The sequence below is a fragment of the Bradyrhizobium sp. USDA 4473 genome (assembly GCF_054063335.1).
In genome coordinates, this window is the sequence record NZ_JBSSGE010000001.1 from 5,156,548 (window position 1) to 5,180,144 (window position 23,597).

General features: G+C 65.0%; 22 protein-coding genes and 1 pseudogene. 16 read left to right on the top strand and 7 right to left on the bottom strand.

The annotated features are described in order from the left end of the window. Positions 1–13 precede the first annotated feature (13 nt). Both blaOXA and ACVW17_RS24225 read left to right on the top strand, forming a co-directional pair. Positions 14–826 carry a class D beta-lactamase gene (gene blaOXA, locus ACVW17_RS24220; RefSeq protein WP_456756517.1) on the top strand — a complete coding sequence of 271 codons (813 nt, stop codon included), beginning with the start codon at positions 14–16 and terminating at the stop codon, positions 824–826. Positions 827–908: 82 nt separating this feature from the next. Next, on the top strand, positions 909–1,565 hold the full coding sequence (locus ACVW17_RS24225) for a carboxymuconolactone decarboxylase family protein (protein WP_456754224.1): 657 nt from the start codon (positions 909–911) through the stop codon (positions 1,563–1,565). A 208-nt stretch (positions 1,566–1,773) separates the two neighbouring features. Here ACVW17_RS24225 and ACVW17_RS24230 read toward each other — a convergent pair whose 3' ends face one another. Next, a complete protein-coding gene (locus ACVW17_RS24230) occupies positions 1,774–3,129 on the bottom strand; it encodes an aminotransferase-like domain-containing protein (protein ID WP_456756518.1) in 1,356 nt (451 codons plus the stop codon). Between the two features lie 262 nt (positions 3,130–3,391). On the opposite strand from ACVW17_RS24230, the pseudogene ACVW17_RS24235 reads away from it, so the two are divergent. Beyond that, positions 3,392–4,241: pseudogene (locus tag ACVW17_RS24235) on the top strand (DMT family transporter). Positions 4,242–4,254: 13 nt separating this feature from the next. Here the strand turns inward: ACVW17_RS24235 and ACVW17_RS24240 are convergent. Beyond that, a complete protein-coding gene (locus tag ACVW17_RS24240) occupies positions 4,255–4,665 on the bottom strand; it encodes a DUF4260 domain-containing protein (protein WP_456754226.1) in 411 nt (136 codons plus the stop codon). Between the two features lie 255 nt (positions 4,666–4,920). Here ACVW17_RS24240 and ACVW17_RS24245 point away from each other — a divergent pair, with 255 nt between their 5' ends. Continuing rightward, positions 4,921–6,453 (top strand): acyl-CoA carboxylase subunit beta, encoded by a 1,533-nt coding sequence (locus tag ACVW17_RS24245; RefSeq protein ID WP_456797932.1) that lies wholly within the window; start codon positions 4,921–4,923, stop codon positions 6,451–6,453. A 303-nt stretch (positions 6,454–6,756) separates the two neighbouring features. Here ACVW17_RS24245 and ACVW17_RS24250 read toward each other — a convergent pair whose 3' ends face one another. Then, on the bottom strand, positions 6,757–7,890 hold the full coding sequence (locus ACVW17_RS24250) for a serine hydrolase domain-containing protein (RefSeq protein WP_456754228.1): 1,134 nt from the start codon (positions 7,888–7,890) through the stop codon (positions 6,757–6,759). A 53-nt stretch (positions 7,891–7,943) separates the two neighbouring features. On the opposite strand from ACVW17_RS24250, the gene ACVW17_RS24255 reads away from it, so the two are divergent. The 3 genes from ACVW17_RS24255 to ACVW17_RS24265 all read left to right on the top strand — a co-directional run bounded on the left by ACVW17_RS24255 (position 7,944) and on the right by ACVW17_RS24265 (position 10,166). Continuing rightward, complete coding sequence (locus ACVW17_RS24255) at positions 7,944–8,291, top strand: hypothetical protein (RefSeq protein WP_456754229.1); 348 nt, start codon at positions 7,944–7,946, stop codon at positions 8,289–8,291. A gap of 1,262 nt (positions 8,292–9,553) precedes the next feature. Beyond that, the gene (locus ACVW17_RS24260; RefSeq protein ID WP_456754230.1) at positions 9,554–9,853 is read left to right on the top strand and encodes a twin-arginine translocation (Tat); all 300 of its coding nucleotides are present in this window, start codon (positions 9,554–9,556) and stop codon (positions 9,851–9,853) included. Positions 9,854–9,920: 67 nt separating this feature from the next. Then, positions 9,921–10,166 carry a GCG_CRPN prefix-to-repeats domain-containing protein gene (locus tag ACVW17_RS24265; RefSeq protein WP_456754231.1) on the top strand — a complete coding sequence of 82 codons (246 nt, stop codon included), beginning with the start codon at positions 9,921–9,923 and terminating at the stop codon, positions 10,164–10,166. Between the two features lie 98 nt (positions 10,167–10,264). Here ACVW17_RS24265 and ACVW17_RS24270 read toward each other — a convergent pair whose 3' ends face one another. Then, positions 10,265–10,534, bottom strand: coding sequence for a GCG_CRPN prefix-to-repeats domain-containing protein (locus ACVW17_RS24270; RefSeq protein ID WP_456754232.1), 270 nt, complete (start codon positions 10,532–10,534; stop codon positions 10,265–10,267). A gap of 328 nt (positions 10,535–10,862) precedes the next feature. After that, positions 10,863–11,558 carry an ArsR/SmtB family transcription factor gene (locus ACVW17_RS24275; protein ID WP_456754233.1) on the bottom strand — a complete coding sequence of 232 codons (696 nt, stop codon included), beginning with the start codon at positions 11,556–11,558 and terminating at the stop codon, positions 10,863–10,865. Between the two features lie 192 nt (positions 11,559–11,750). Between ACVW17_RS24275 and ACVW17_RS24280 the strand changes: the two genes are divergently transcribed. Genes ACVW17_RS24280 through ACVW17_RS24290 form a run of 3 tightly spaced genes read left to right on the top strand, consistent with a single transcriptional unit; the run spans position 11,751 to position 13,317 of the window. Then, positions 11,751–12,059 (top strand): NIPSNAP family protein, encoded by a 309-nt coding sequence (locus tag ACVW17_RS24280; protein ID WP_456756519.1) that lies wholly within the window; start codon positions 11,751–11,753, stop codon positions 12,057–12,059. Positions 12,060–12,091: 32 nt separating this feature from the next. Next, complete coding sequence (locus ACVW17_RS24285; protein ID WP_456754234.1) at positions 12,092–12,442, top strand: antibiotic biosynthesis monooxygenase family protein; 351 nt, start codon at positions 12,092–12,094, stop codon at positions 12,440–12,442. Between the two features lie 56 nt (positions 12,443–12,498). Further along, the gene (locus ACVW17_RS24290) at positions 12,499–13,317 is read left to right on the top strand and encodes an isocitrate lyase/PEP mutase family protein (RefSeq protein ID WP_456754235.1); all 819 of its coding nucleotides are present in this window, start codon (positions 12,499–12,501) and stop codon (positions 13,315–13,317) included. Positions 13,318–13,382: 65 nt separating this feature from the next. Here the strand turns inward: ACVW17_RS24290 and ACVW17_RS24295 are convergent, their stop codons facing one another. After that, positions 13,383–13,823, bottom strand: a complete 441-nt coding sequence (locus tag ACVW17_RS24295; RefSeq protein ID WP_456754236.1) for a hypothetical protein — start codon at positions 13,821–13,823, stop codon at positions 13,383–13,385. A gap of 141 nt (positions 13,824–13,964) precedes the next feature. On the opposite strand from ACVW17_RS24295, the gene ACVW17_RS24300 reads away from it, so the two are divergent. Next, complete coding sequence (locus ACVW17_RS24300) at positions 13,965–14,606, top strand: trimeric intracellular cation channel family protein (RefSeq protein WP_456754237.1); 642 nt, start codon at positions 13,965–13,967, stop codon at positions 14,604–14,606. Positions 14,607–14,630: 24 nt separating this feature from the next. Here the strand turns inward: ACVW17_RS24300 and ACVW17_RS24305 are convergent, their stop codons facing one another. After that, on the bottom strand, positions 14,631–15,857 hold the full coding sequence (locus tag ACVW17_RS24305; protein ID WP_456754238.1) for a c-type cytochrome: 1,227 nt from the start codon (positions 15,855–15,857) through the stop codon (positions 14,631–14,633). Positions 15,858–16,101: 244 nt separating this feature from the next. Between ACVW17_RS24305 and ACVW17_RS24310 the strand changes: the two genes are divergently transcribed. The 5 genes from ACVW17_RS24310 (at position 16,102) to ACVW17_RS24330 (ending at position 23,480) form a co-directional block, all read left to right on the top strand. Beyond that, on the top strand, positions 16,102–19,596 hold the full coding sequence (locus tag ACVW17_RS24310) for an indolepyruvate ferredoxin oxidoreductase family protein (RefSeq protein ID WP_456797933.1): 3,495 nt from the start codon (positions 16,102–16,104) through the stop codon (positions 19,594–19,596). Between the two features lie 205 nt (positions 19,597–19,801). After that, complete coding sequence (locus ACVW17_RS24315) at positions 19,802–20,959, top strand: thiolase domain-containing protein (RefSeq protein ID WP_456754240.1); 1,158 nt, start codon at positions 19,802–19,804, stop codon at positions 20,957–20,959. Next, on the top strand, positions 20,959–21,348 hold the full coding sequence (locus tag ACVW17_RS24320) for a Zn-ribbon domain-containing OB-fold protein (protein WP_456754241.1): 390 nt from the start codon (positions 20,959–20,961) through the stop codon (positions 21,346–21,348). Before ACVW17_RS24315 ends, ACVW17_RS24320 begins: the two co-directional genes overlap by 1 nt. Positions 21,349–21,554: 206 nt before the next feature. After that, complete coding sequence (locus ACVW17_RS24325) at positions 21,555–22,415, top strand: MaoC/PaaZ C-terminal domain-containing protein (protein ID WP_456754242.1); 861 nt, start codon at positions 21,555–21,557, stop codon at positions 22,413–22,415. Between the two features lie 186 nt (positions 22,416–22,601). Then, a complete protein-coding gene (locus ACVW17_RS24330; RefSeq protein WP_456754243.1) occupies positions 22,602–23,480 on the top strand; it encodes an SDR family oxidoreductase in 879 nt (292 codons plus the stop codon). The last annotated feature ends 117 nt before the right edge of the window (positions 23,481–23,597 follow it).

Consider the following 23,597-nt stretch of genomic DNA (forward strand, 5'->3'; position numbering starts at 1 on the left):
GATCAGGTCTCCCGTGATCCATCGCCGCCATGCGCTCGGTCTGCTTGCTGCCGCGGGCATCCTGCCGTCGCGCAGCTTCGCCAACGTATCCTACCAGCGCAGCGAGTTTCGCGAGGATTTGCAGAAGCGGTTCTTCGATCTCGGCACTGAGGGCACCTTCGTCGGCTACAAGATCGACGACTATCTGATCATCGCAAGCGACAAGACCCGCTCGGGCGAGGGCAAGTTGCCGGCCTCGACCTTCAAGATCCCGAACGCGCTGATCGCGCTCGAGACCGGCGTGGTGCAGGACCCCGACAAGGACGTCTTCAAATGGGACGGCACGACCCGCAGCATCGAGGCCTGGAACAAGGATCACACGCTGCGCTCGGCGCTCGCGGTGTCGGCCTTTCCGGTGTTCCAGGAGATCGCCCGCCGGATCGGCGAGGAGCGGATGAAGAAGTATGTCGACATCATCGACTACGGCAACCGCGACATCGGCGGCGGCATCGACCGGTTCTGGGTCTCGGGCAATTTGCGGATCGATCCGGTGCAGCAGATCGACTTCCTCGACCGGCTGCGCCGCGGCGTGCTGCCGGTCGGCAAGCGCAGCCAGCAGCTGGTGTGCGACATCCTGCCGGTGACGAAGGTCGGCGACGCCGTCATCCGCGCCAAGACCGGCCTGACCGACAAGGAGCATGGCTCGCTGGGATGGCTGGTCGGCTGGAGCGAGAAGGGCAATGACGTCACCGTGTTCGCGATGAACATGGACTGCAAGACCCAGGCGCAGATCGACGCGCGGATGAGCGTGACGCAGCAATGCCTCACCGATATCGTCGCGTTGTGACGAGCTGACCTGCGTTCCCAACGGCTGGTGACCGCCGCTGCGCTCGACTAGCATCCTCCAATAAAATCAAGCGGAGGAAATCATGCATTCGGCAACAGTCTGGCTCTCGTCGCTGACGCTGGCCGCAGCCGGCGGCTGGCTCGCGGCCACGACGTTCTCGGCACCGGCAACCAGCAAGGAGCCGCGCTTCCCGCAGCTCACGATGGATCAGCTCAACGATCTGCAGAAGCCGCTCGGCGAGCAGATCATGAAGGTGTCGAGCGTCGGAATCGGCGGGCCCTACAATCCGATCATCCGCAGCCCGGTGCTCGGCCAACGCCTGTACGATCTGTTCTACTATCTGCGCTGGCAGACCTCGGTGCCCACGCGGCTCAACGAATTCGCGATCCTGATCATCGGCCGGCAGTGGCGCTCGCAGGTCGAATGGTTCGCGCATGCGCCGCTGGCGGCCAAGGCCGGCCTGTCGACCGACGTGATCGCCGAGCTCAAGGCCGGCAACCGGCCGTCGAAAATGGCCGACGACGAGGCCGTCGTGTACGACTTCGTCACCGAGCTGACCACGACCAAGAAGGTGTCCGACGAGACCTATGCGCGGGCGAAAAAGATCTTCAACGATCAGCAGATCGTCGATCTCACCGCGCTCGCCGGCAATTACGTGATGGTCGCGATGATCCTGGCGATGGCCGAGGAGACCGTGCCGCCCGGCAAGGAGGAGCCGTTCAAGGTCGGGGAGAAGTAGGGTGCTGCCCCCACTTCACCTCGCCCCGCTTGCGGGGAGAGGTCGGAACGCATCGTAGATGCGGTCCGGGTGAGGGGGAGTCTCCGCGAATGCAGCTATTACCGTGTTTGCGGAGACAGCCCCTCACCCCAACCCTCTAAGAGCAAGCTTCGCTTGTCTCGACCCCGTAAGAACGGGACGAGGGAGTAGAGCGCCGTCGCGGTAGCCATCACCGCCCGATCGCCCGCTGCAACGCCGGCATCAGCTTCGGGTCGCGGCATTGCGCGACGTTGAAGCGCATGAAGCCGGTGGCCGATTGCGTGGTCGAGAACACGTTGCCCGGCGCCAGCACGATGTTGTCGGCGAGCGCGGCGCGTGCCACGTCGGCGGAGTCGCAGCCGTCGGGCAGGCGGCACCAGAGCTGGAAGCCGCCGCGCGGCATCAGCCACGGCTCGATGCCGATGCGCTGCAATTTCTCGCCGACGTCGCGGCGGGCGCGCACGAGCCGCCGGCGCAGCTCCTCGACATGCTTGCGGTAGAAGCCGGTCGCGAGCACGCTGGCGATGATCTCGGTCGCGACCGCGCAGGGGCCGCCGAACCCGGTCGCGACCTGCAGATCGACCAGCTGCTCGATCCAGTCGGCGCGCGCCGCGATGAAGCCGCAGCGCAACGACGCCGAAAGCGTCTTGGAGAAGCTGCCGATCCGGATCACGCGGTTCAGCCCGTCGAGCGCCGCGAGCCGCGCCGACGGCTCCGGCTCGAAATCGGCGAAGATGTCGTCCTCGACGATGGTGAGATCGCAGGCGGTGGCGGAATTCAGCACGCGGTGCGCGGTCTGCGGCGACATCGTCGCCCCGGTCGGATTGTGCAGCCCGGACACGGTGATGTAGAGCCGCGGCCGCTCGGCCTCGAGCACCGCCTCGAAGCTTGCAACATTGGGGCCCGCCGGGGTGTAGGGCACGCTGACCAGCTTGACCTGATGGGCGCGCAGCAGCGCGCGGAAATTGAAATAGCAGGGATCGTCGACCAGCACCGTGTCGCCGGGCCGCAGCAGGAAGCGGCAGATCAGGTCGATCGCCTGGGTGCCGGACATCGTCAGCAGCACCTGCTCGGGCGATACGTCGAGGCCCTCGTCGGCGAACCGCGCCATCAGCGTGCGGCGCAGGGCCAGCGAGCCGCGCGTCGCGCCGTAATCGGCAAGCACCGCGTCCTCGGCCCGCGCCAGGCCGCGGAACGCGCGCCGCAGCGCCTCGGTCGGCATCCAGTCGGCGGGCAACCAGCCGCAGCCCGGCTTCAGCGCGCCGCTCGCCGCATCGAGCGATTGCCGCGACACCCAGAACGGATCGACGGCGCGGTCGCGCTGCGGCTGGTCCTTGGCCAGCGACAGCGGCGGCAGCGCCGCGGACGAGACATAGAAGCCTGAGCCCGGCCGGGCCCGGATCAGGCCTTCGGCGGCGAGCCGGTCATAGGCCTCGACCACGGTCGAGGGCGAGACGCCCATGGTCGCGGCAAAGCTGCGGATCGAGGGCAGGCGGTCGCTGGCGGCGAGCGTGCGGCTCGCGATCCTGGCGCGGATCGCGTTCATCACGTCGGTGGTCCGCCTCGCCTTCGGCGCCAAAATAGCGCGATCGTTGGATGATTGCCGCAAGTGTATGCCTACCTTTACCCATACAGCTTGGCGATATTGTACTGATCCGTGACTGCCTTGGCCAGTCCGTCGCCGCTATCCTCGCCCGCGAAAGTCGAGGTGTGCGATGAGCGATTCGAAGACGTTGTCGGGCAAGTCATTGTCGGGAAAGTCATTGTCGGAAACGTCTTGGGCGGGCGAGGGGAGCGGCGGCGCGTCGCTGGAGGGCTGGGGCAGCGGCCTGCTCGGCGTGATCATCTTCAGCGGCTCGCTGCCGGCGACCCGTGTCGCGGTGGCCGGGTTCTCGCCGCTGTTCCTGACCTCGGCCCGCGCCGCGATCGCGGCGCTGCTGGGGGCCGTGCTGCTCGCGGTGCTGCGGCAGCCCTGGCCGCAACGGCGCGACCTGGTGTCGCTGACGACAGTGGCGCTCGGCGTCGTGATCGGCTTTCCGCTGCTGACGGCGCTCGCGCTTCAGCACATCACCTCGGCGCATTCGATCGTGTTCATCGGGCTGTTGCCGCTGTCGACCGCGATCTTCGGCGTGCTGCGCGGCGGCGAGCGGCCGAGGCCAAAATTCTGGCTGTTCTCCGGCGTCGGCAGCGCCACGGTCGCAGCCTTCGCGTTGTCGGGCGGCGGATCGGCGTCGCTCACCGGCGACCTGCTGATGGTCGCGGCGATCATCGTCTGCGGCCTCGGCTATGCCGAGGGGGCTGCGCTGTCGCGCCGGCTCGGCGGCTGGCAGGTGATCTCCTGGGCGCTGGTGCTCTCGGCGCCGGTGGTGCTCGTGATGACCGTCATGACGCTGCCGCCGAGCTGGCAGGGCATCGGGCGCGCCGGCTTGGCTCGGGCTCGGCTATGTCTCGATCTTCAGCATGCTGGTCGGCTTCATGTTCTGGTACCGCGGCCTTGTGCGCGGCGGCATCGCCAGCGTCGGCCAGTTGCAGCTCTTGCAGCCGTTCTTCGGCCTCGCGCTGGCCGGGCTGCTGCTGCACGAGCCGGTGCCGTGGTCGATGATGGCAGCGACCATGCTGGTCGTCGTCTGCGTGGTGTTCGCGCGCCGCTTCGCCTGACGGCTGTTTCTCCTCAGGCGGGATCCTGTGCCTTGCCGATTCGCCCGAGATGGGTGTAGCCGAACCCGGCATAGTATTTCAGCCCGTAGCCGAGCGCGCGGTCGATCCCGATATGGGCGAGCCAGATCATCGCGATCGAGAGCACCAGCGGGCCTTCGCCGGCAAAACCCAGCGTCATCAGCGCCACCGGCGCCAGATAGGTGTGGGCGGCATTGTAGGCGATGGCGCCGGCGCGCGGGCTGATCAGGTAGGCGGCGAAGCTGATATCCGGCACCAGGAACAGCAGCACATAGACCAGCCAGGAGCCCTCCCACTTGTAATAGAGCACGGTCATCCCGACGAACAGCACCAGCCCTTCCAGCCGGAGGAGGGTGCGGACCCCGCCGGTCGCAGCGCCGGTCTCGGCCGTGGTCGTGTCAGTCATCGCTGTCTCCCCAGATGTCGGAAAATCCTACCGTTTTTGCGCCCCACGGCATGATCCGGAAAAGTGCGAAGCGGTTTTCCGAAGAGATCATGCCCAAACAAGGAGCTAAAGCGCCATTCACTCGATTCCATCGCGCTTTAGCCGCCCACAAGCGGCTTTCCGGTTCCGAAATGGCCGTGCTAAAGCCATTTCCGAACCAAACGGACCCCCGGCTGGCGCCGGGACGCGAACTGTAGCTAACACGGGCGGAAACAAATGAAAGACATCCTCGACACCCTCGAAGAGCGGCGCGCCGGCGCCAAATTGGGCGGCGGCGAAAAGCGCATCGAGGCGCAGCATGCCCGCGGCAAGCTGACCGCCCGCGAGCGGATCGAGCTGTTGCTGGACAAGGGCTCGTTCGAGGAATTCGACATGTTCGTCGAGCACCGCTCGATCGAGTTCGGCATGGAGAAGAGCAAGATTCCCGGCGACGGCGTCGTCACCGGCTGGGGCACGGTCAATGGCCGCAAGACGTTTGTCTTTGCCAAGGATTTTACCGTGTTCGGCGGCTCGCTGTCCGAAACCCATGCGCTGAAGATCACAAAGCTTCAGGACATGGCGATGAAGGCGAGGGCGCCGATCATCGGCCTCTATGACGCCGGCGGCGCGCGCATCCAGGAGGGCGTCGCTGCCTTGGCAGGTTATTCCTACGTGTTCCGCCGCAACGTCATTGCCTCGGGCGTGATCCCGCAGATCTCCGTCATCATGGGCCCCTGCGCCGGCGGCGACGTCTACTCGCCCGCGATGACCGACTTCATCTTCATGGTGAAGAACACCTCTTACATGTTCGTCACCGGCCCCGACGTGGTGAAGACCGTCACCAACGAGGTGGTGACCGCGGAGGAACTCGGCGGCGCCTCGGTGCATGCGACGCGCTCCTCGATTGCCGACGGCGCGTTCGAGAACGACGTCGACGCGCTCTTGCAGATGCGCCGGCTGATCGACTTCCTGCCGTCGAACAACACCGACGGCGTGCCGGAATGGCCGAGCTTCGACGATGTCGGCCGCCTCGACATGTCCTTGGACACGCTGATCCCCGACAATCCGAACAAGCCCTACGACATGAAGGAATTGATCCTGAAGGTCGTCGACGAGGGCGACTTCTTCGAGATCTCGGAGACCTTCGCCAAGAACATCGTCACCGGCTTCGGCCGCATCGCCGGCCGCACCGTGGGCTTCGTCGCCAACCAGCCGATGGTGCTGGCGGGCGTGCTCGACTCCGACGCCTCGCGCAAGGCCGCGCGCTTCGTGCGGTTCTGCGATGCCTTCAACATCCCGATCGTCACCTTCGTCGATGTGCCGGGCTTCCTGCCCGGAACCGCGCAGGAATATGGCGGGCTGATCAAGCACGGCGCCAAGCTGCTGTTCGCCTATTCGCAGTGCACGGTGCCGCTCGTCACCATCATCACCCGCAAGGCCTATGGCGGCGCCTTCGACGTGATGGCGTCGAAGGAGATCGGCGCCGACATGAACTACGCCTGGCCGACCGCCCAGATCGCCGTGATGGGCGCCAAGGGCGCGGTGGAGATCATCTTCCGCAGTGACATCGGCGACCCCGACAAGATCGCGGCGCGCACCAAGGAATACGAAGACCGCTTCCTGTCCCCCTTCATCGCCGCCGAGCGCGGCTACATCGACGACGTCATCATGCCGCATTCGACGAGGAAGCGGATCGCGCGGGCGCTGGCGATGCTCAGGGATAAGAAGGTGGAGATCCCGGCGAAGAAGCACGACAATTTGCCGTTGTGACGGCAGCGTAGGGTGGGTTAGTACTACTGCGTCACAAGCGCTCTTTCAGCCGATCCTGAGAGGCCGTGAACGAATCCAGCCGTCATTGCGAGCGAAGCGAAGCAATCCATCGGCCCGCAAACGCGGTTGGATGGATTGCTTCGTCGCTATCGCTCCTCGCAATGACGGCGGAGGCAGAATTATGACGCAGTAAGATTAGCGCAAGCGTAACCCGCCATCTTCGTCCGCACGATCCGCGGCGGGTTACGGCTTCGCCTGACCCGCCCTACCAACCGAAGTGGACCTCAATCCATTCGCGCCCTTTTATCCGGAAACGGGCGGACAATCCGTGACGGCAGGCAGGACGAACTGGTTGAAGATGGCGTTCGGGATGAGATGGGTATCGAAGGCGTTCACGACGACAACGAGATCGAGCCTGGGCAGGATGAAAAGGCGCTGGCCGCCAGCGCCGAACCCGGCAATCCAGGTCAGGTCGCGACCGTGCAGCAGGGAACGGCCGAGCCACCATTGATAGCCATAGTAGACGCCCACGTGCCCTCCGGCGTTGACGCGGGGCTTGGTCGACTCGGCGATCCACGCGGCGGGCACGACCTGTCTGCCGTTCCAGCGTCCATCATCCGCGACGAGTTGGCCAAGCTTGGCGAGGTCGCGCGGCCGCAGTCGCAATCCGGCAAAGGCCGCAAGTTCGGAGCTGCCAGTAAAGGTCAGCCACTCGACGTCGGTGATGCATAGCGGTTCGAAAAGCTTCTCGCGGGCATAGACATCGATCCTTTGGCCGACGCTCTTGGCAAGGGCCGCAGCGAGCAGGCTGGTGGCGCCGCCGCTATAGTTGAACAGGACGCCGGGCGGTAGCGCCATCCGCTGCTGCAGAACATAGCGATAGGGATCCTGCGCTTCGAGCAGATGCCGTTCGTTGTTCGCCTGGCTTTTCCAGCCGCGCGCCTCGTCCCAGCGCAGGCCATGCGACATGGTGAGCAGGTGCCGGAACGTGATCCGCGCGTTCTTGGCTGTACGAAGATCGGCATATTCGGGGAAGTAGTCGATCAGTGAGGAATCGAGTGGCGGAAATTGTCCGTCGCTCACGGCGCGGCCGATGAGCAGCGAGGTCACGCTTTTCGTGATGGAGCGGATGTCGTGCTTCGTTTCCGGCGAAAACTGAACGGGTGCAGACCACTCCATCCACCGCCGTTCCCGGCCGGAGAAATAGCGCTCGAACACCAGCTTGCCGCGCCGCACGATGACAACGGCGTGAACATTACGCTTGGGCCATTGCTTGAGAAACGCGTCGAGCGCCGAGAGCCGGTCGGCATCGAAGTCGACCTCGGCGGGAGCCGCAACGGCCCATCCGTCGTCAAGCGTTGCGCAGGCTAGCATCGATTTGAGCCCCGATCGGATGGCGTGCTTGTGAGCGTAGCGGTTCCTTGCGAAAATGAACATGGCGGGTTACGGCTTCCGCCGTTGCCTGACCCGCTCTGCAGGGTTCGAATCCGATGACTGAAGACGATCCGACCGACGAGATTTCCGACATCGAGGCGCAGATCGAGGAACTGGCCGAAAGCGCCGAACGATCGCGGCGGATCATTCTCGGCTCGAAGGTCGCAATCGCCGGTGGGTTCGCATTGCTGGCGATCGCGCTGATCGGCCTGTTCGGGGCAGGGCAGACCGCAGCGCTCGGATCGATCGCGCTGGTGCTCGGCGGTATCGTGTCGCTCGGATCGAATGTCAGCACCTTGCGGCAGACCGAGGCCGCGATCAGCACCGCCGAGGCGCGTCGTGCGCGGCTGATCGGCAATATCGATCTTCGGCTCGTGCATGATGCGCCGCTAAAGTTGATGTGAGGCAAAGGCTGTAGCCCGGATGAGCCAACGGGTCGCCCGAACGCGCGCCCGATGATAGGCTCCGCGATATCCGGGGCCGTTCTAACGCTCGGCGAGCATCGCCCCGCATATCGCTTCGCTCATGCGGGCTACATGCTTCGCTCACTACTCTCCGTCATTTCCGGGGCTCGCCGTAGGCGAGAGCCCGGAATCCATTGGGCCGCAAAGCGTGTGGGGCAATGGATTCCGGCTCATGCTTCGCACGCCCTGGAATGACGGGTGGAGTGCGCGTGCCCTGCGACATATTAACCCGACGGGCAAAATTCCGCTTCGCGTTTCACCCAACTCAGATGTTCAATATGCGTGTCTCACCCGATCGAGGGGCGCTGCGCATCGTCAGGAGTGTTGCGGTGAGATGCGGTGGACGCCGATTGCGCAACTGACGAGTGCGCGATCGGGCGGACGGCGAAATCGTGCAGGCCTGACACCCTAGTGGCAGGTGTCTTTCCCATTGCGCATTTGCGCGTGCGGAGACGGTGACAACAAAGCCAAGTCTCGCCGGGGTGAGCACGTATAAGCTGTAAGCCATCGCGCAGGGAAAGCCGGATTGCTCCGGTTACACCTGTGGTCCTACCCCCGTGCTTTCTACCCTTTTGCACGGGGCCCATGGGTGCGATCGGCACCCGGCTTTCCCTGCGCCCTCTGCTCGCAGAGCGGCGAAACCAAACGCAAAGCTCGGGCGAAACGCGCCGCGAGAATGCGGACGCTTACTCTCAATGCTGTTTGAGATGTGAATCGGAATCTGACCCCGTCATTGCGATCGGAGCGAAGCAATCCATCATTCAGCGCATGCGGAGGGATGGATTGCTTCGTCGCTTCGCTCCTCGCAATGACGTGGAGAGAGAGACGCTTCCCCGTCATCCTGAGGAGCCGCGAAGCGGCGTCTCAAAGGATCGACGGCCCGGCTGGTGGCCGTGCATCCTTCGAGACGCGCTTCGCGCTCCTCAGGATAACGGTATTGGCAGCGGTGCGCGTGGCTAGCTCGAAGCCAGCGGCACGTAGTCGTATTCGCCGGCGCCTTGCAGGATCGGGAACGTCAGCGACGAGGTGCCGGCGTTGGTGACGAGGTGCGGGCGGGTCGGGCGGACGGTTGTGTGACATCACAACGTCGGCAACCCATCGAGTTCCGTCAAACGTGACTGCGCGGTTCAGCAAGCGTTCAGGTCGTGGCGAAAAAACTCACTGACTTGGTCGGTCCATTCTAGCAACAAAGGGAAACTCTCATGGAACGCAGGGATTTTCTGAAGATCGCCTTCGGTGTCGTCGCCGGCGCCGCGACGTTCGCCGCAACGGCGCAGGCGGCGCCGCTCGCGCCGCTTCCCCTCGATCAGGATGCACGATCGCCCGCGGGCAACGATGCGCATCCCGCCGTCACCACCGGCGACGAGGTCGATCGGCTGAAGCCCGAGCAGGTGCGCTGGCATCACGGCCACCGCCGCTGGCATCACCGGCATTGGCACCACCGGCATTGGGGCTGGCGCCGCCGCCACTGGCGCCGGCATCATCATTGGCGCCGCTGGTGATTGAACCGGCTGATATCCGCGCGAGACGTCGTTTCAAGTGCAGTGGTTTCAACGAAGAGGATTGCTCATGAAAATTGTTGCTGCGTCGGTGCTTGCGCTTGGCCTTGGTCTGGCGGCGATGTCTGCATCACAGGCCATGCCGATCGCGCCGCTCGATCCGGCCCAGGCCGCATCGGACAACACCATCCGCGTTGCCGGCGGCTGCGGCCCGGGTTGGCATCGCGGGCCCTATGGCGGCTGCCGTCCGATGTACAATTGCCCGCCGGGCTGGCACTCGGGCCCATTCGGCCGCCGCTGCTTCCCCAATTGGTGAGCCTTTGACCGCGGCAGGCGTTAGCGTGCCTGCCGCGGTCATCACATAAGAAAAACCCCGCGCGAGGCGGGGTTTTGTTTGCTCGCAATGTGCCGCGATCAGATCGGGCGGCAACGGCCGTAGCGCCAGGCGAAGCCATAGGGGCAGGCGCGCACGCGCGGCGCCACCACGACCGGGCCGGGTGCGACGACAACTGGGCGCTCAACCACGACCGGGCCGGGCGCAACGACGACGGGACCGCGATTCCTGACGCAGCCGCCATAGGGCCCGCGATGCCAGCCCGGGCCGCAGCCACCGGCAGCATCAGCGGCACTGATGCCGGCGAAAGCGGTCGTCACCAAGACTGCTGCTGTAAAAAGATACTTCATGTCTTCTCCTTTTATTTGGGCCGCGCTGCGGCACCGCAACAAACTTTAGATTACCGATTCGCCCGGCCGGATCATTGCAGAAGCCGTGCCCGATGTCGCCGACGTTAGTGTTGCGGGCTGAATGCGACATGAATGTTGCAGCTCACACCTGCGTCAGTGCGCCGCAACCATGCGCGGCATCGTTTCGAAATATTTCGCAGGCGCGGGCACGACGGAGCGCATCGCGACGCGGACACAAAAATATCGGAGAACGAAACAAGTGAGAACGAAACAAGTAAGACTGTGACATCGCGCGCGAGCGCGCCGACGCTCATGGGAGCGCGCGACCTTATTCGCCGGCGCCGAACAGCGCCGCGAACCGCTTCTCGCCGTTGCGCGAGAAATTCACCACGCGGTTGCCGGGCGTCGCATCGCGCACGGCCCATTTCAATGCGGTGAAGCGGTCCATCATCGCAGCACCCAGCGTGCCGGCGAGATGGTGCCGTCGCTCGCTCCAGTCGAGACAGGCCTTGCACACCGGACGGCGCGGATGCGTCAGCGCATCGGCGTCGATCTGCAGCTCCTCCGCCATGAAGCGCTTGCCTTCGCCGGTCAGCTCGATCGCCTGCTTGCTCTGGCGCACCAGCTTCTGCCGCTTCATGCTGTCGAGCATCTGAACGCCGAGATCGCCGGCGAGATGGTCGTAGCAGATGCGGGCGCGGCGCAGCGCCGGATCCTTCGGCCCGGTGCGCACGCGCATATGGCCGGCGCGGGCGGCGATGCCCTGCAACCCTTCGAGCACGTCGGCGACGTCGGGATCGGAGAGGCGATAGTAGCGGTGGCGGCCCTGCTTCTCGGGCTCGATCAGCCCGCCGGCCTCGAGCTTGGCGAGATGCGAACTCGCGGTCTGCGGCGTGATGCCGGCCTCCTGCGCCAGCTCGCTCGCGGTCAGCGCGCGGCCGGTCATCAGCGCAGTCAGCATGTTGCAGCGTGCGGGATCACCGACCAGAGCGGCGATCCGGGAGATGTCGGGTCCTGCTTTCATAGTTCGATGATAGCCGAAGCATCGATGGCGGGCAAGCGGGTAGTCTTCACCGTGCCGTCATTGCGAGGCGCTCGCGACAAAATTGCAAAGCAATTTTGCGCTGAAGCGCCGAAGCAATCCATCGTCCCGCATATGTGGAGCGATCGATTGCCTCGCTGCGCTCGCAATGACGATCAAATGGAGGATAATCAAGTGACCATCACCGTCTTCATCCGCTACCAGCTCGATCCGTTCAAACGCGCGATGTTCGAGGAGTATTCGCGGAACTGGCTGTCGATCATCCCGCGCTGCGGCGGCGATCTCATCGGCTACTGGATGCCGCATGAGGGCACCAACAATATCGGCTTCGCGCTGATCTCGTTCGAAAGCCTCGCCGCCTATGAGACCTATCGCGCGCGGCTGCGCCAGGACAAGGAAGCCATGGCGAACTTCAACTTCGCGGAAGAAAACCGCTTCATCCTCGCCGAAGAGCGGACATTTCTGCGCAAGGTCGAGCTATAATGGTGCCATAACAACAACGAGCGGAGGCGCCCATGATCGCCGTGATCTTCGAAGTCTGGCCGAAGCCGGACGAGCGGCAACACTATTTCGACCTCGCCGCCGAGCTGAAGCCGATCCTGCAGGAGATCGACGGCTTCATCTCGGTCGAGCGGTTCGAGAGCATCACCGAGCCGGGCAAGTTCGTGTCGCTGTCGTTCTTCCGCGACGAGGCCGCGGTGGAAGCCTGGCGCAACACCGTCGAGCATCGCCGCACCCAGGCCAGGGGCCGCGCGCGGATTTTTGACAACTATCGCCTGCGCGTTGCGAGCGTGATCAGGGATTACGGACTGAACGAGCGCGAGCAGGCGCCGAAAGACAGTCGCGCGGCGCATGAGCCGCACTAGCGTCTGGACGCATGCGTGCCTATCTGTGCGCGGCCAACGACATCAGGGAGCGACCCATGCCACTGCCAACTGCTGACAAACGAGCCGCCTTCAAGAAGCTGCATGAGAGCGGGTGCTTCATCATCCCGAACCCGTTCGATGTCGGCAGCGCCCGTGCCTTGCAACATCTCGGCTTCAAGGCGCTGGCCTCGACCAGCGCGGGCTTCGCCTGGACCATCGCCAAGGCCGACAACCGCGTGACCGTCGATGACGTCTGCAATCATCTGACCGCGGTGTGCGCGGCGGTCGATATTCCCGTCAATGCGGATTTCGAGGGCGGCTTCGCTGTCGAGCCCGACAAGGTCGCCGTCAATGTCGCGCGTGGCGTCAAGACCGGCGTCGCCGGGCTCTCGATTGAGGACTCCACCGGAGACGCCGCCAACCCGCTGTTCGAGCACAAACTGGCGGTCGAGCGCATCCGGGCGGCGCGCAAGGCGATCGATGCCGATCACAGCGGCGTGCTGCTCACCGGCCGCTGCGAGGCATTCCTGTGGGGCAAGAAGGATCTCAACCTGGTGATCGAGCGGCTGCAGGCCTATTCCGAAGCCGGCGCCGACGTTTTGTATGCGCCGGGCATCTCGACCAGGGACGATATCGTCGCTGTCGTGAAGGCGGTGGCGCCGAAGCCCGTCAATCTCCTGGTCGGGGGTGGGTCCGATCTGACGCTGCAAACGGTTGCCGATCTCGGCGTGCGCCGGATCAGCGTCGGCGGCGCGCTGGCGCGGATGGCCTGGACCGGCGTCATGAAGGCGGCGAAGGAGATGGCTGAGAAGGGCACCTTCACCGAATTCGCCAATGGCTATCCCGGCGGCGAGCTCAACAGGATGTTCAAGTAGACCGCGCGTAAAAAGCAGCGGGCCATCTCGGCCCGCCGCTTCTCCACTCACGCCAAGCGAGCGAGTTACTTCTTGTCGCCCGTCGAATCGGTCGGTGCCGCCGAGCGGTCGATCTCTTGTCCGGTCGGCTTGTTCTGCGAAGGGGACGCCGGCTGGGCCGGCGCCGCGCCGGTCGTCATGCCGGGTTGGCTGTTCGGCTTCGGCGTCACGTCGCGCATGCCGGGAGGCGGCGCGGCCGGGTTGGCCGGTTGTGCCTGCTGCGCGGTCTGCGTCGATGGCGTGGTGCCGGCCTCGTGCACCGACGTATTGTTCAAGCCGTAGAACAGCGCACCGAGCACCACGGCCACCGCAACTGCGAACATTGCGATCTTGGTGGTGCTGGCCGGTCCCTCCTGGAGTTCCGGATCCGGTTGCAGCTCATTGTCCAAGCTGTTGAAGCGCGCCTGACGGCGGACTTCGTCATCGGTCAGGTTGGCGCGATACGGATCGTCAGGGTTGTAAGCCATTGCAAAGTTCCTCCGTTAGCACCTCAAGCTCAACGCAGGGGACAATGGCTGGCGCGCGAGGATGTTCCGCGTCAATGTTGCAACCTGTTCACGATGGAACCCGCGATTCCCGGTTCCGACCTGCTTGATGAGGCGTTTTCGATGTGGACCATGCCGCCCACCGATTCGGTGCTGCACGTGCTCTCCTTCATCGCGGTGGCGGCGCAGTCGATGACGGCGGCGCTGGCGGCCGGCAGGCGCAGCATGGATTGGGCCGGCGTCTGCATGCTCGGGGCGATCACCGCGCTCGGCGGCGGCACCATCCGCGACGTGCTGCTCGGGCATTATCCGCTGCTCTGGGTCGCGCAGCCGGTCTACCTGGCAATCGCAGCCGCCGGCGCCTTCGCCACCATCCTGCTGGCGCGGCTGGTGGTCAGGCTCAATCTCGCCTTCCTGGTGCTCGATGCGATCGGGCTCGTGGTGTTCACCATGGCCGGCTGCGACGTGGCCTGGCAGGTCGATGCCTCGCTGCCGATCGTGATCGTCTCGGGCATGATCACCGGCTGCGCCGGCGGCGTGCTGCGCGACATCCTCTGCAACGAGGTGCCGCTGCTGTTCCGCAGCGAGCTCTACGCCAGCGTCTCCGTGGTGACGGGACTGTTCTATGCGACCGCGTTCGGACTGAACCTCAACCCTCCGGTCTGGACCCTGCTGACCTTCGCGATCGGACTGACCTTCCGGATGCTCGCGATCCGCTACAAATGGGAGATGCCGAAATTCGTGTTCTCGGGCCAGGACCGCTGAGCGGATATTTCGCCGCCCGCGCCTTCATTTCGCTGTCCGCGCCTTGGCGACCTCGTCCGCCGTCACGGCAGGCGCGACGTTGCCCCAGGAGTTGCGGATGTAGGTCGCAACGTCGGCGATCTCCTGGTCGGTGAGCTTCGGATAGGCCGGCATCGAGCCTGAATTGGGCGCGCGTGGCGTGGTCACGGTCTGTGCACCGTCGAGGATGATGCGCAGCGTGCTCGCCGGATTGGCCGATTGCAGATTGGCATTGCCGGGCAGCGGCGGATAGATTCGTGGGCTCCCCGAGCCGTCGAGCTCATGGCAGGCCACGCAGGCGCCGCGATAGATGCGCTCGCCGTCGCTCATCTGCGCCGGCGAGGGCGCCGTGACCTCCGGCTCCGGCGCGCCGGCCGGCAGGCCCTTCAGATAGGCGGCGATCGCGCGCACATCGGCGTCGCTCATCTTCGAGGTCGAATTGAGCACCACCTCGGACATCAAGGGGCCGGCGTGGCTGTGCGCATTGCGGCCGCTCTGCAGATATTCGGCGATGTCGTCGGCGCTCCATGTCTTCAGCCCGCTGCGCGCGGCGCCGTCGAGCCGGGGCGCGAACATGCCCTGGACCATGCTGCCACTGAGCGCCCGGCCGCGCTCGTCGGCGCCGAAGGCATTCTTCGGCGTATGGCAGGCGCCGCAATGGCCGAGGGCTTCGACCAAATAGCGGCCGCGATTCCATTCCGCGCCCTTGCTCTGGTCGGGCTGGATGATGCCTGGCGTGAAGAACAGCGCATTCCACGCCCGCATCAGCACGCGGTAGCACAGCGGCCAGCGCAACTGCGGCGGCGGCGCCCTGTTGCTGACCGGCGCCAACGTCGCGAGGTAGGCGCGGATCGCCAGGATGTCGTCGCGGATCAGCTTCGTGAAGTACGGGTAGGGGAAGGCGGGATAATAATGCTTTCCGTTCGGTGCGACACCCATCCGCAGTGCACGGACAAAGTCGTCGTCGCTCCAGCCGCCGATGCCGGTATCGCGGTCAGGGGTGAGGTTCGGCGAGAATACCGCGCCGAACGGCGTGTCGATCCGCTTGCCGCCGGCGAACGGCTTGGCCGGGTCGGCGGTGTGGCAGCTCGCGCAGTCGCCGGCGATGATCAGCGCCTTGCCGCGGGCAATGACGTCGTCGGTCGATGCTGCGGCACATTCGCGCGCCGCGAACGCACTGCACAACAGCAGGCCGGCCAGAATCGCACCCGTCGTTCGATGTCGTCGCCGCATCCATTCACCTTCCGCACCTTTCCGGTCCACAAGACGCGTCACGCCATTTCGCCGCGGGCCTGTCCTGCGACAGAAATCGAAACGGCCCTCCGATATTCCCGGCACGAAATTGCGATTTTTGGGCGACGGGCTCGGTCGCCCAGAATTGTGCTGCGCGGGCCGGAAAATCCGACATAGACTGGTTCTAACAAGCTCGGATGACTAGCTAAAAAGCAGCCGTCGCGGCCAGCGCAAAGAGGGCTAAATGGGAATCAACCAAGGGCCTATCAGCCTCGACCAGAAGTACACCCAAGGCACCGGCCACGTCTTCATGACCGGCATCCAGGCGCTGGTCCGCCTGCCCATGGCGCAGATCAGACGCGACCGCGCCGCAGGCCTCAACACGGCGGGCTTCATCTCCGGCTATCGCGGTTCCCCCCTCGGCGGCTACGACCAGCAGCTGTTCGCCGCCCGCAAGCATCTCGAGCAGTACAACATCAAATTCCAGCCCGGCGTGAACGAGGATCTCGCGGCCACCGCGATCTGGGGTTCGCAGCAGCTCGGCCTGTCGTCCGGCGCCAAATATGATGGCGCGGTCGGCATCTGGTACGGCAAGGGCCCGGGTGTCGACCGCTGCGGCGACGTTTTCCGCCACGGCAATGCCGCGGGCTCCGCCAAGCATGGCGGCGTGCTCTGCCTAGCCGGCGACGACCACGGCGCCAAGTCCTCCACCGTCCCGCATCAGTCCGACCACGCCTTCATCTCCGCGCTGATGCCCTACCTCTATCCCTCCAGCATCCATGAAATGATCGAGATGGGCCTCTTGGGTATCGCGATGTCGCGCTACTCGGGCTGCTGGGTCGGCATGAAGGTGATCACCGAAACGGTCGAGACCACGGCCGAGATCGACCTCACCGACGAGATGACGCCGTTCATCATCCCGGCCGATTTCGAGCTGCCGCCGGGCGGCCTCAACATCCGCTGGCCCGACGACCGCTTCGAGCAGGACCGCCGGTTGCAGGACTACAAGGGCTTTGCCGCGATCGCCTTTGCCCGCGCCAACAAGGTCAACCGCATCACGATGGATTCGCCGAACGCGCGCTACGGCATCATGGCGTCCGGCAAGAGCTACGAGGACATCCGTCAGGCGCTGCGCGAGCTCGGTATCACGCCTGAGATCGCCGCCAAGATCGGGCTGCGCCTCTACAAGATCGGCATGCCCTGGCCGCTGGAGCCGGAAGGCGTGCGCAACTTCGCCGTCGGCCTCGAGGAGATCTTCATCGTCGAGGAGCGCCGCGAGATCGTCGAGAACCAGGTCAAGCAGGAGCTGTTCAACTGGCGCGACGATGTCCGCCCGCGCATCGTCGGCAAGATGGACGATCACGACAAGCGCTTCCTGACCTTCGCCGCCGAGCTCAGCGTGGCCTCGCTTGCGAGCTCGCTCACCGAACGTCTGCTTCGACTGAATCTCAACCCTGAAATCGCCGAGATGCTGCGTGCCAAGGCGGATTGGTTCAACGGCCGCCAGTCGAGCCAGATGCAGGCGACGGCGCCGGTCAGCCGCACGCCGTATTTCTGCTCGGGCTGCCCGCACAACACCTCGACCAAGGTGCCGGAAGGCAGCCGCGCGCTCGGCGGCATCGGCTGTCACTTCATGGCGCTGTGGATGAACCGCTCGACCGAAACGTTCACTCATATGGGCGGCGAGGGCGTGCCGTGGGTCGGCATCGCGCCGTTCACCAACGAGAACCACATCTTCGCCAATCTCGGCGACGGCACGTACTTCCACTCCGGCATTCTGGCGATCCGCCAGTCGATCGCCTCCAAGGCCAACATCACTTACAAGATCCTCTACAATGACGCGGTCGCCATGACCGGCGGCCAGCGCCATGACGGCGATCTGTCGCCGCAGCAGATCACTTTCCAGCTGCATGCTGAAGGCATTCGGGAGATCTACCTGGTCTCGGAAAACCCGAGTGCCTATCCGGCCGACACCATCGCGCCCGGCGTCAAGCTGTTCCATCGCGACGAGCTCGAGAACGTCCAGAAGATGTGCCGCGACACCAAGGGCACCTCGGCGATCGTGTTCGTGCAGACCTGCGCCGCCGAGAAGCGCCGTCGCCGCAAGCGCGGCCAGATGGAGGATCCGGCGCGCCGTGTATTGATCAATCCTGCGGTCTGCGAAGGCTGTGGCGACTGCTCGGTGCAGTCGAACTGCATCTCGGTCGAGCCGCTGGAGACGGAACTGGGGCGCAAGCGCACCATCAACCAGTCGACCTGCAACAAGGACTATTCCTGCGTGAAGGGCTTTTGCCCGTCCTTCGTCACGGTCGATGGCGGCACCCTCAAGCGTCGCGCGCCGGCTGAACTCGGCGATATCGGCGCCTTGCCGGAGCCGGCCTCGAAGCCCGCGCTCGACCGGCCCTACAACATCGCGGTCGGCGGCGTCGGCGGCACCGGCGTGCTGACGATCGGCGCGCTGCTCGGCATGGCCGCGCATATCGAGGGCAAGGCCTCGATGATCCTCGACATGTCCGGCCTCGCGCAGAAGGGCGGCGCGGTGCTCAGCCACGTCCGGCTCTCCGAGCACACGGCAGACGTGACCTGCTCGCGCATCGTGACCGGCACGGCCGATCTGGTGCTCGCCGCCGACGAGGTCGTGGCGGTGTCGAAGGACACCATCACGCTGTGCGATCCGAGCCGCACCGTCGGCATCATCAACAGCCACATCATCCCGACCGCGGATTTCATCCTCAACCGCGACTTCAACTTCCAGAGCCGCAAGGTCAACAGCGTGCTGGAGACCGAGCTGCGCAAGGACTCCGCGTTCTTCGATTTCACCAAGCCGGCCGAAGCGCTGCTCGGTGACAGCATTGCCACCAACATTATGATGATGGGCTATGCCTATCAGCGCGGGTTGCTGCCGCTGTCGGCGGACTCGATCCAGCAGGCGATCGAGGTCAACGGCGTCTCGATCAAGATGAACACGCAGGCGTTCCAGCTCGGGCGCCTCGCTGCCGCCGATCCGGCGCGGCTCGCCGCGATGATGAAGGGGCAGGATGATGACGGAGCACCGGTCAAGTCGCTGGAGGCGATGTCGCTCGACGAGATCGTCACCCATCGCATGGCGCTTCTGACCGACTATCAGAACGGACGTTTGGCCAAGCGCTATCGCAAGCTGGTCGACCAGGTCCGCGACGCCGCCACCAAGGGCGGCTATGGCGAGGCGCTGCCGCGCGCGGTCGCGATCAACTACGCAAAACTGCTGGCCTACAAGGACGAGTATGAGGTGGCGCGGCTGTTCACCGACGGCCGCTTCGAGAAGCAGCTGCGCGACCAGTTCGAGGGCGAGTTCAAGTTCAATTTCAATCTGGCGCCGCCGATCCTCGGCGGTGGGCTCGACGCGCAGGGTCGCCCGAAGAAGCGGGCTTTCGGTTCGTGGATGATGTCGGCCTTCAGGGTGCTGGCGCGATTCCGCTTCCTGCGCGGCACGCCGCTCGACATCTTCGGCTACAGCGCCGACCGCAAGCTCGAGCGCGATCTGATCGCGGGCTATGAGAAGGATGTCGCGACGGTGCTGAACCTGCTGTCGCCGCTCAATCACGACATCGCGGTCGAACTGCTGTCGTTGCCGGATCGCATCCGCGGCTACGGCCCGGTGAAGGAGAAGGCGGTCAAGGAAGCAAAGGTTCGCTACGCGCAACTCGCCGCCGACCTCGCCAATCCGCCGCCCGCGCCACGGCAGCTGGCGGCGGAGTAGGTACGGCGAAGCTGCGTAGCGAAGCGTAACCCACCATTCGTCGCCACGCGCTGATGCGATAGCGGGTTACACCTTCGGCTAACCCCACCCTCCGATTTCCGAGGTTGCGGACTCAGTCTCGCCTGACGGAATATTTCCGCGCTTGCCAAGGTCGCGTCGCCGGTTCAGAAAAACGCTGGAGCGAGGAACGCCAGCGGAGAGCGATTTGACCATCAAGGGCAAGGCCTACATTGCCGGGATCTACGAACATCCCACCCGGCATGCGCCGGATAAATCAACAGCACAGCTTCACGCCGAGGTCGCCAAGGGCGCGATCGAGGATGCCGGGCTCACCAAGGACGACATCGACGGCTATTTCTGCGCCGGCGACGCGCCGGGCGGGCTGTGGCCGATGGTCGACTATCTCGGCCTCAACACCAGGAAGCTGCGTCACATCGACTCCACCGAGACCGGTGGCTGCTCCTATCTGATCCATCTCGGCCATGCCGCCGAGGCGATCGCCGCCGGCAAATGCTCGGTCGCGCTGGTCACGCTGGCGGGCAAGCCGCGCACCGGTCCGATGCCGCCGCGCGCGTCCGGCGCCGAGGCCGATTTCGAATCCGCCTACGGGGCTACCACGCACAATGCCTACGGCATGTGTGCCATGCGCCATATGCACGACTACGGCACCACCTCCGAGCAGCTCGCCTGGATCAAGGTCGCGGCCTCGCATCATGCGCAATACAATCCGCATGCGATGCTGAAGGAGGTCGTCACCGTCGAGGACGTCTTGAACTCGCCGATGATCTCGGATCCGCTGCACCGGATGGACTGCTGCGTCGTCACCGACGGCGGCGGTGCGATGATCGTCACCACGCCCGAAATCGCCAGGAGCCTGAAGAAGCCGCTGGTGCGCCTGATCGGCCACGGCGAGGCGGCGAAGGGCCCGCGCGGCGGCAAGGATCTCGACCTGACATACTCCGCCGGCGTGTGGTCCGGTCCGCGCGCCTTCGAAGAGGCGGGCGTGACGCCGAAGGACATCAAGTACGCCTCGATCTACGACAGCTTCACCATCACGGTGCTGATGCAACTCGAGGATCTCGGCTTCTGCAAGAAGGGCGAGGGCGGCAAGTTCGTCGCCGACGGCAATCTGATCTCGGGCGTCGGCAAGCTGCCGTTCAACACCGACGGCGGCGGCCTGTGCAGCAACCATCCGGTCAATCGCGGCGGCATGACCAAGATCCTCGAAGCTGTGCGCCAGTTGCGCGGCGAGGCGCATCCGAAGGTGCAGGTGAAGAACTGCGACCTCGCGATCGCCCACGGCACCGGCGGTCTGCTCGGCGTTCGCCACGCCGCCTCAACCTGCATTCTGGAGCGTGCGTGATGTCTGAAGCCAAGAAGTACAATGCCCCGGTGACCAACCCGGAGAGCGCGCCGTTCTGGGAAGCGGCGAAGGCCGGCAAGTTCATGATCAAGCGCTGCAACACCTGCGGCGAGGCGCATTACTTCCCGCGCGCGATCTGCCCGTTCTGCTTCTCCGACAAGACGGTGTGGGAGGAGTCGAGCGGCGAGGCCACGGTCTACACCTACAGCCTGATGCGGAAGTCGCCGACCGGCCCCTATGCGATCGCCTATGTGACGCTGAAGGAAGGTCCGTCGCTGCAGACCAATATCGTCGATTGCGATCTGGAGACGGTGAAGATCGGCCAGAAGGTCAAGGTGGTGTGGAAGCCGACCGACGGCGCCCCGCTGCCGTTCTTCACGCCGGCCTGATTATTACCCTCTCCCCTTGTGGGAGAGGGTGCCTTCGCTGGAAGCGAAGGCGGGTGAGGGGTGTCTCTCCGCGAAAAGAGCCTATCTGCGGCGCGAACCCCTCACCGAAGCGAGTTTGTGAAAGCGTCGGTGTAGCCCTCTCCCACAAGGGGAGAGGGCGCAGCAATGGGCACCGCGTCGTAGAGAAGGTTCGGGGAGAAACAACAATGCCGATCGTGTACGAACAGCTGATGGCCTTGAAAAATCTCGGCCAGAAATACAGCTACACCGACCGCGACGTGATGCTCTATGCCTATGGCATCGGCCTCGGCGCCGATCCGATGGACGAGAGGGAACTCGCCTTCGTCAATGAGGGCACACTAACGCCGCGCCCGCTGAAGGTAGTGCCGACATTTGCGTCGGTCGCGGCCTGGGGCGCCGGTCCCGGCGAGATGAACCTCAATCGGGTGATGGTGGTCGACGGCGAGCGCGACATCACCTTCCACAAGCCGTTCGCGACCGCGGCCCACATCACGGCGGACTCGACCGTGCTCGACGTGTTCGACAAGGGCAAGGACAAGGGCGCGGTGATCCGCCACCAGACCGTGCTCAGGGACGAGAAGGGCGACAAGCTCGCGACCCTCGTCGCGTCGCGCTTCGCCCGCGGCGATGGCGGCTTCGGCGGCCCGTCGGACGGCCAGCCCGAGCCGCACAAGGTGCCGGAGCGCGCGCCGGACCAGGTGGTCGACATCACGACGCGGCCGGACCAGGCGCTGCTCTACCGCTTGTGCGGCGACCGCAACCCGCTGCACTCCGATCCGGAGTTCGCCAAGAAGGCCGGCTTCCCGCGGCCGATCCTGCACGGCATGTGCACCTACGGCATCACCTGCCGCGGTGTGTTGCAGACCTATGCCGACTACGATCCCTCAGCCTTTAAGCAGCACGCGGCGCGGTTCTCCTCGCCGGTGTTTCCCGGCGAGACCGTGACCATGGAGCTGTGGAAGGACGGCAATGTGGTGTCGTTCGAGGCCAAGGTGAAATCGCGCGGCGTCACTGTGATCAAGAGCGGCAAGACGGTGCTGGCGTAGCAACACGCGCCGGCCGTCGACTCCCTCGCCCCGCGCTTGCGGGGAGAGGGTGGGGTGAGGGGCTCTCACCGCGAGCTGTGACTGTGGTGAGACCGGTACCCCCTCACCCGGATCGCAAGGGCGATCCGACCTCTCCCCGCAGGCGGGGCGAGGTGAAGAAAAAAGAACAACACGGAGAAAACGACCATGGGATTACTCGACGGCAAGGTGGCGCTGATCACGGGCGCGGGCGGCGGACTGGGTGAGGCCTACGCAAAGCTGTTTGCGCGCGAGGGCGCGGCTGTCGTGGTCAACGATCTCGGCGGACCGCGCGACGGCTCAGGCTCCGACCAGTCGATGGCCGACAAGGTGGTCGATGCGATCAAGGCCGAGGGCGGCCGCGCGGTCGCCAACGGCGCCGACATCTCGACCATGGCCGGCGGCCAGTCGGTGTTCGACGATGCCATCAAGCATTTCGGCCGCGCCGACATCCTGGTCAACAATGCCGGCATCCTGCTCGACGAGACCTTCCACAAGGCCAAGGAAGCCAACTGGGACAAGGTGCTGAAGGTGCATCTCAAGGGCACCTTCTGCTGCACCCAGCCGGTGTTCAAATGGATGCGCGACAATGGCGGCGGCGTCATCGTCAACACGTCGTCGACCTCAGGGCTGATCGGCAATTTCGGCCAGACCAATTACGGCGCCGCCAAGGGCGGCATCTGGGGCCTCTCCAACGTATTGGCGATCGAGGGCCGCAAGTACAACATCCGGATCTGGACCCTGGCGCCGGGCGCGCTGACCCGCATGACTGCCGATCTGCCGCGCTACAAGGAGAACCCCGGTGCGGCGCTCGGGCCGGACGGCATCGCGCCGGCCGTGCTCTACATGGTCAGCGATCTCTCCGGCGACCAGACCGGCAAGGTTCTCGGCGTCTCCGGCCCGCGCGGCGTCCGCGAGATGCGGATGATGGAAATGGAGGGCTGGAAGCCGCCATTTACCGGCTGGAAGGCCGAGGACATCGTCGCCCACGCCAAGGAGATCTTCTTCTCCGAGGAGCAGATCAAGATGGGCGCGCGGCGGTTTTAGATGCTAAACGTCGTTCCGGGGCGCGCATAGCGCGAACCCTCAGGTGCGCAATTGCGCACCGAGAACCTCGAGATTCCGGGCTCGATGCTGACGCATCGCCCCGGAATGACGGACAAG

Coding starts and splice junctions, on each gene's coding strand:
- ACVW17_RS24225 (WP_456754224.1), top strand. CDS start 909: ATGCATTCGGCAACAGTCTGGCTCTCGTCGCTGACGCTGGCCGCAGCC.
- ACVW17_RS24230 (WP_456756518.1), bottom strand. CDS start 3,129: ATGAACGCGATCCGCGCCAGGATCGCGAGCCGCACGCTCGCCGCCAGC.
- ACVW17_RS24240 (WP_456754226.1), bottom strand. CDS start 4,665: ATGACTGACACGACCACGGCCGAGACCGGCGCTGCGACCGGCGGGGTC.
- ACVW17_RS24245 (WP_456797932.1), top strand. CDS start 4,921: ATGAAAGACATCCTCGACACCCTCGAAGAGCGGCGCGCCGGCGCCAAA.
- ACVW17_RS24250 (WP_456754228.1), bottom strand. CDS start 7,890: ATGTTCATTTTCGCAAGGAACCGCTACGCTCACAAGCACGCCATCCGA.
- ACVW17_RS24255 (WP_456754229.1), top strand. CDS start 7,944: ATGACTGAAGACGATCCGACCGACGAGATTTCCGACATCGAGGCGCAG.
- ACVW17_RS24260 (WP_456754230.1), top strand. CDS start 9,554: ATGGAACGCAGGGATTTTCTGAAGATCGCCTTCGGTGTCGTCGCCGGC.
- ACVW17_RS24265 (WP_456754231.1), top strand. CDS start 9,921: ATGAAAATTGTTGCTGCGTCGGTGCTTGCGCTTGGCCTTGGTCTGGCG.
- ACVW17_RS24270 (WP_456754232.1), bottom strand. CDS start 10,534: ATGAAGTATCTTTTTACAGCAGCAGTCTTGGTGACGACCGCTTTCGCC.
- ACVW17_RS24275 (WP_456754233.1), bottom strand. CDS start 11,558: ATGAAAGCAGGACCCGACATCTCCCGGATCGCCGCTCTGGTCGGTGAT.
- ACVW17_RS24285 (WP_456754234.1), top strand. CDS start 12,092: ATGATCGCCGTGATCTTCGAAGTCTGGCCGAAGCCGGACGAGCGGCAA.
- ACVW17_RS24290 (WP_456754235.1), top strand. CDS start 12,499: ATGCCACTGCCAACTGCTGACAAACGAGCCGCCTTCAAGAAGCTGCAT.
- ACVW17_RS24295 (WP_456754236.1), bottom strand. CDS start 13,823: ATGGCTTACAACCCTGACGATCCGTATCGCGCCAACCTGACCGATGAC.
- ACVW17_RS24300 (WP_456754237.1), top strand. CDS start 13,965: ATGTGGACCATGCCGCCCACCGATTCGGTGCTGCACGTGCTCTCCTTC.
- ACVW17_RS24305 (WP_456754238.1), bottom strand. CDS start 15,857: ATGCGGCGACGACATCGAACGACGGGTGCGATTCTGGCCGGCCTGCTG.
- ACVW17_RS24310 (WP_456797933.1), top strand. CDS start 16,102: ATGGGAATCAACCAAGGGCCTATCAGCCTCGACCAGAAGTACACCCAA.
- ACVW17_RS24320 (WP_456754241.1), top strand. CDS start 20,959: ATGTCTGAAGCCAAGAAGTACAATGCCCCGGTGACCAACCCGGAGAGC.
- ACVW17_RS24325 (WP_456754242.1), top strand. CDS start 21,555: ATGCCGATCGTGTACGAACAGCTGATGGCCTTGAAAAATCTCGGCCAG.
- ACVW17_RS24330 (WP_456754243.1), top strand. CDS start 22,602: ATGGGATTACTCGACGGCAAGGTGGCGCTGATCACGGGCGCGGGCGGC.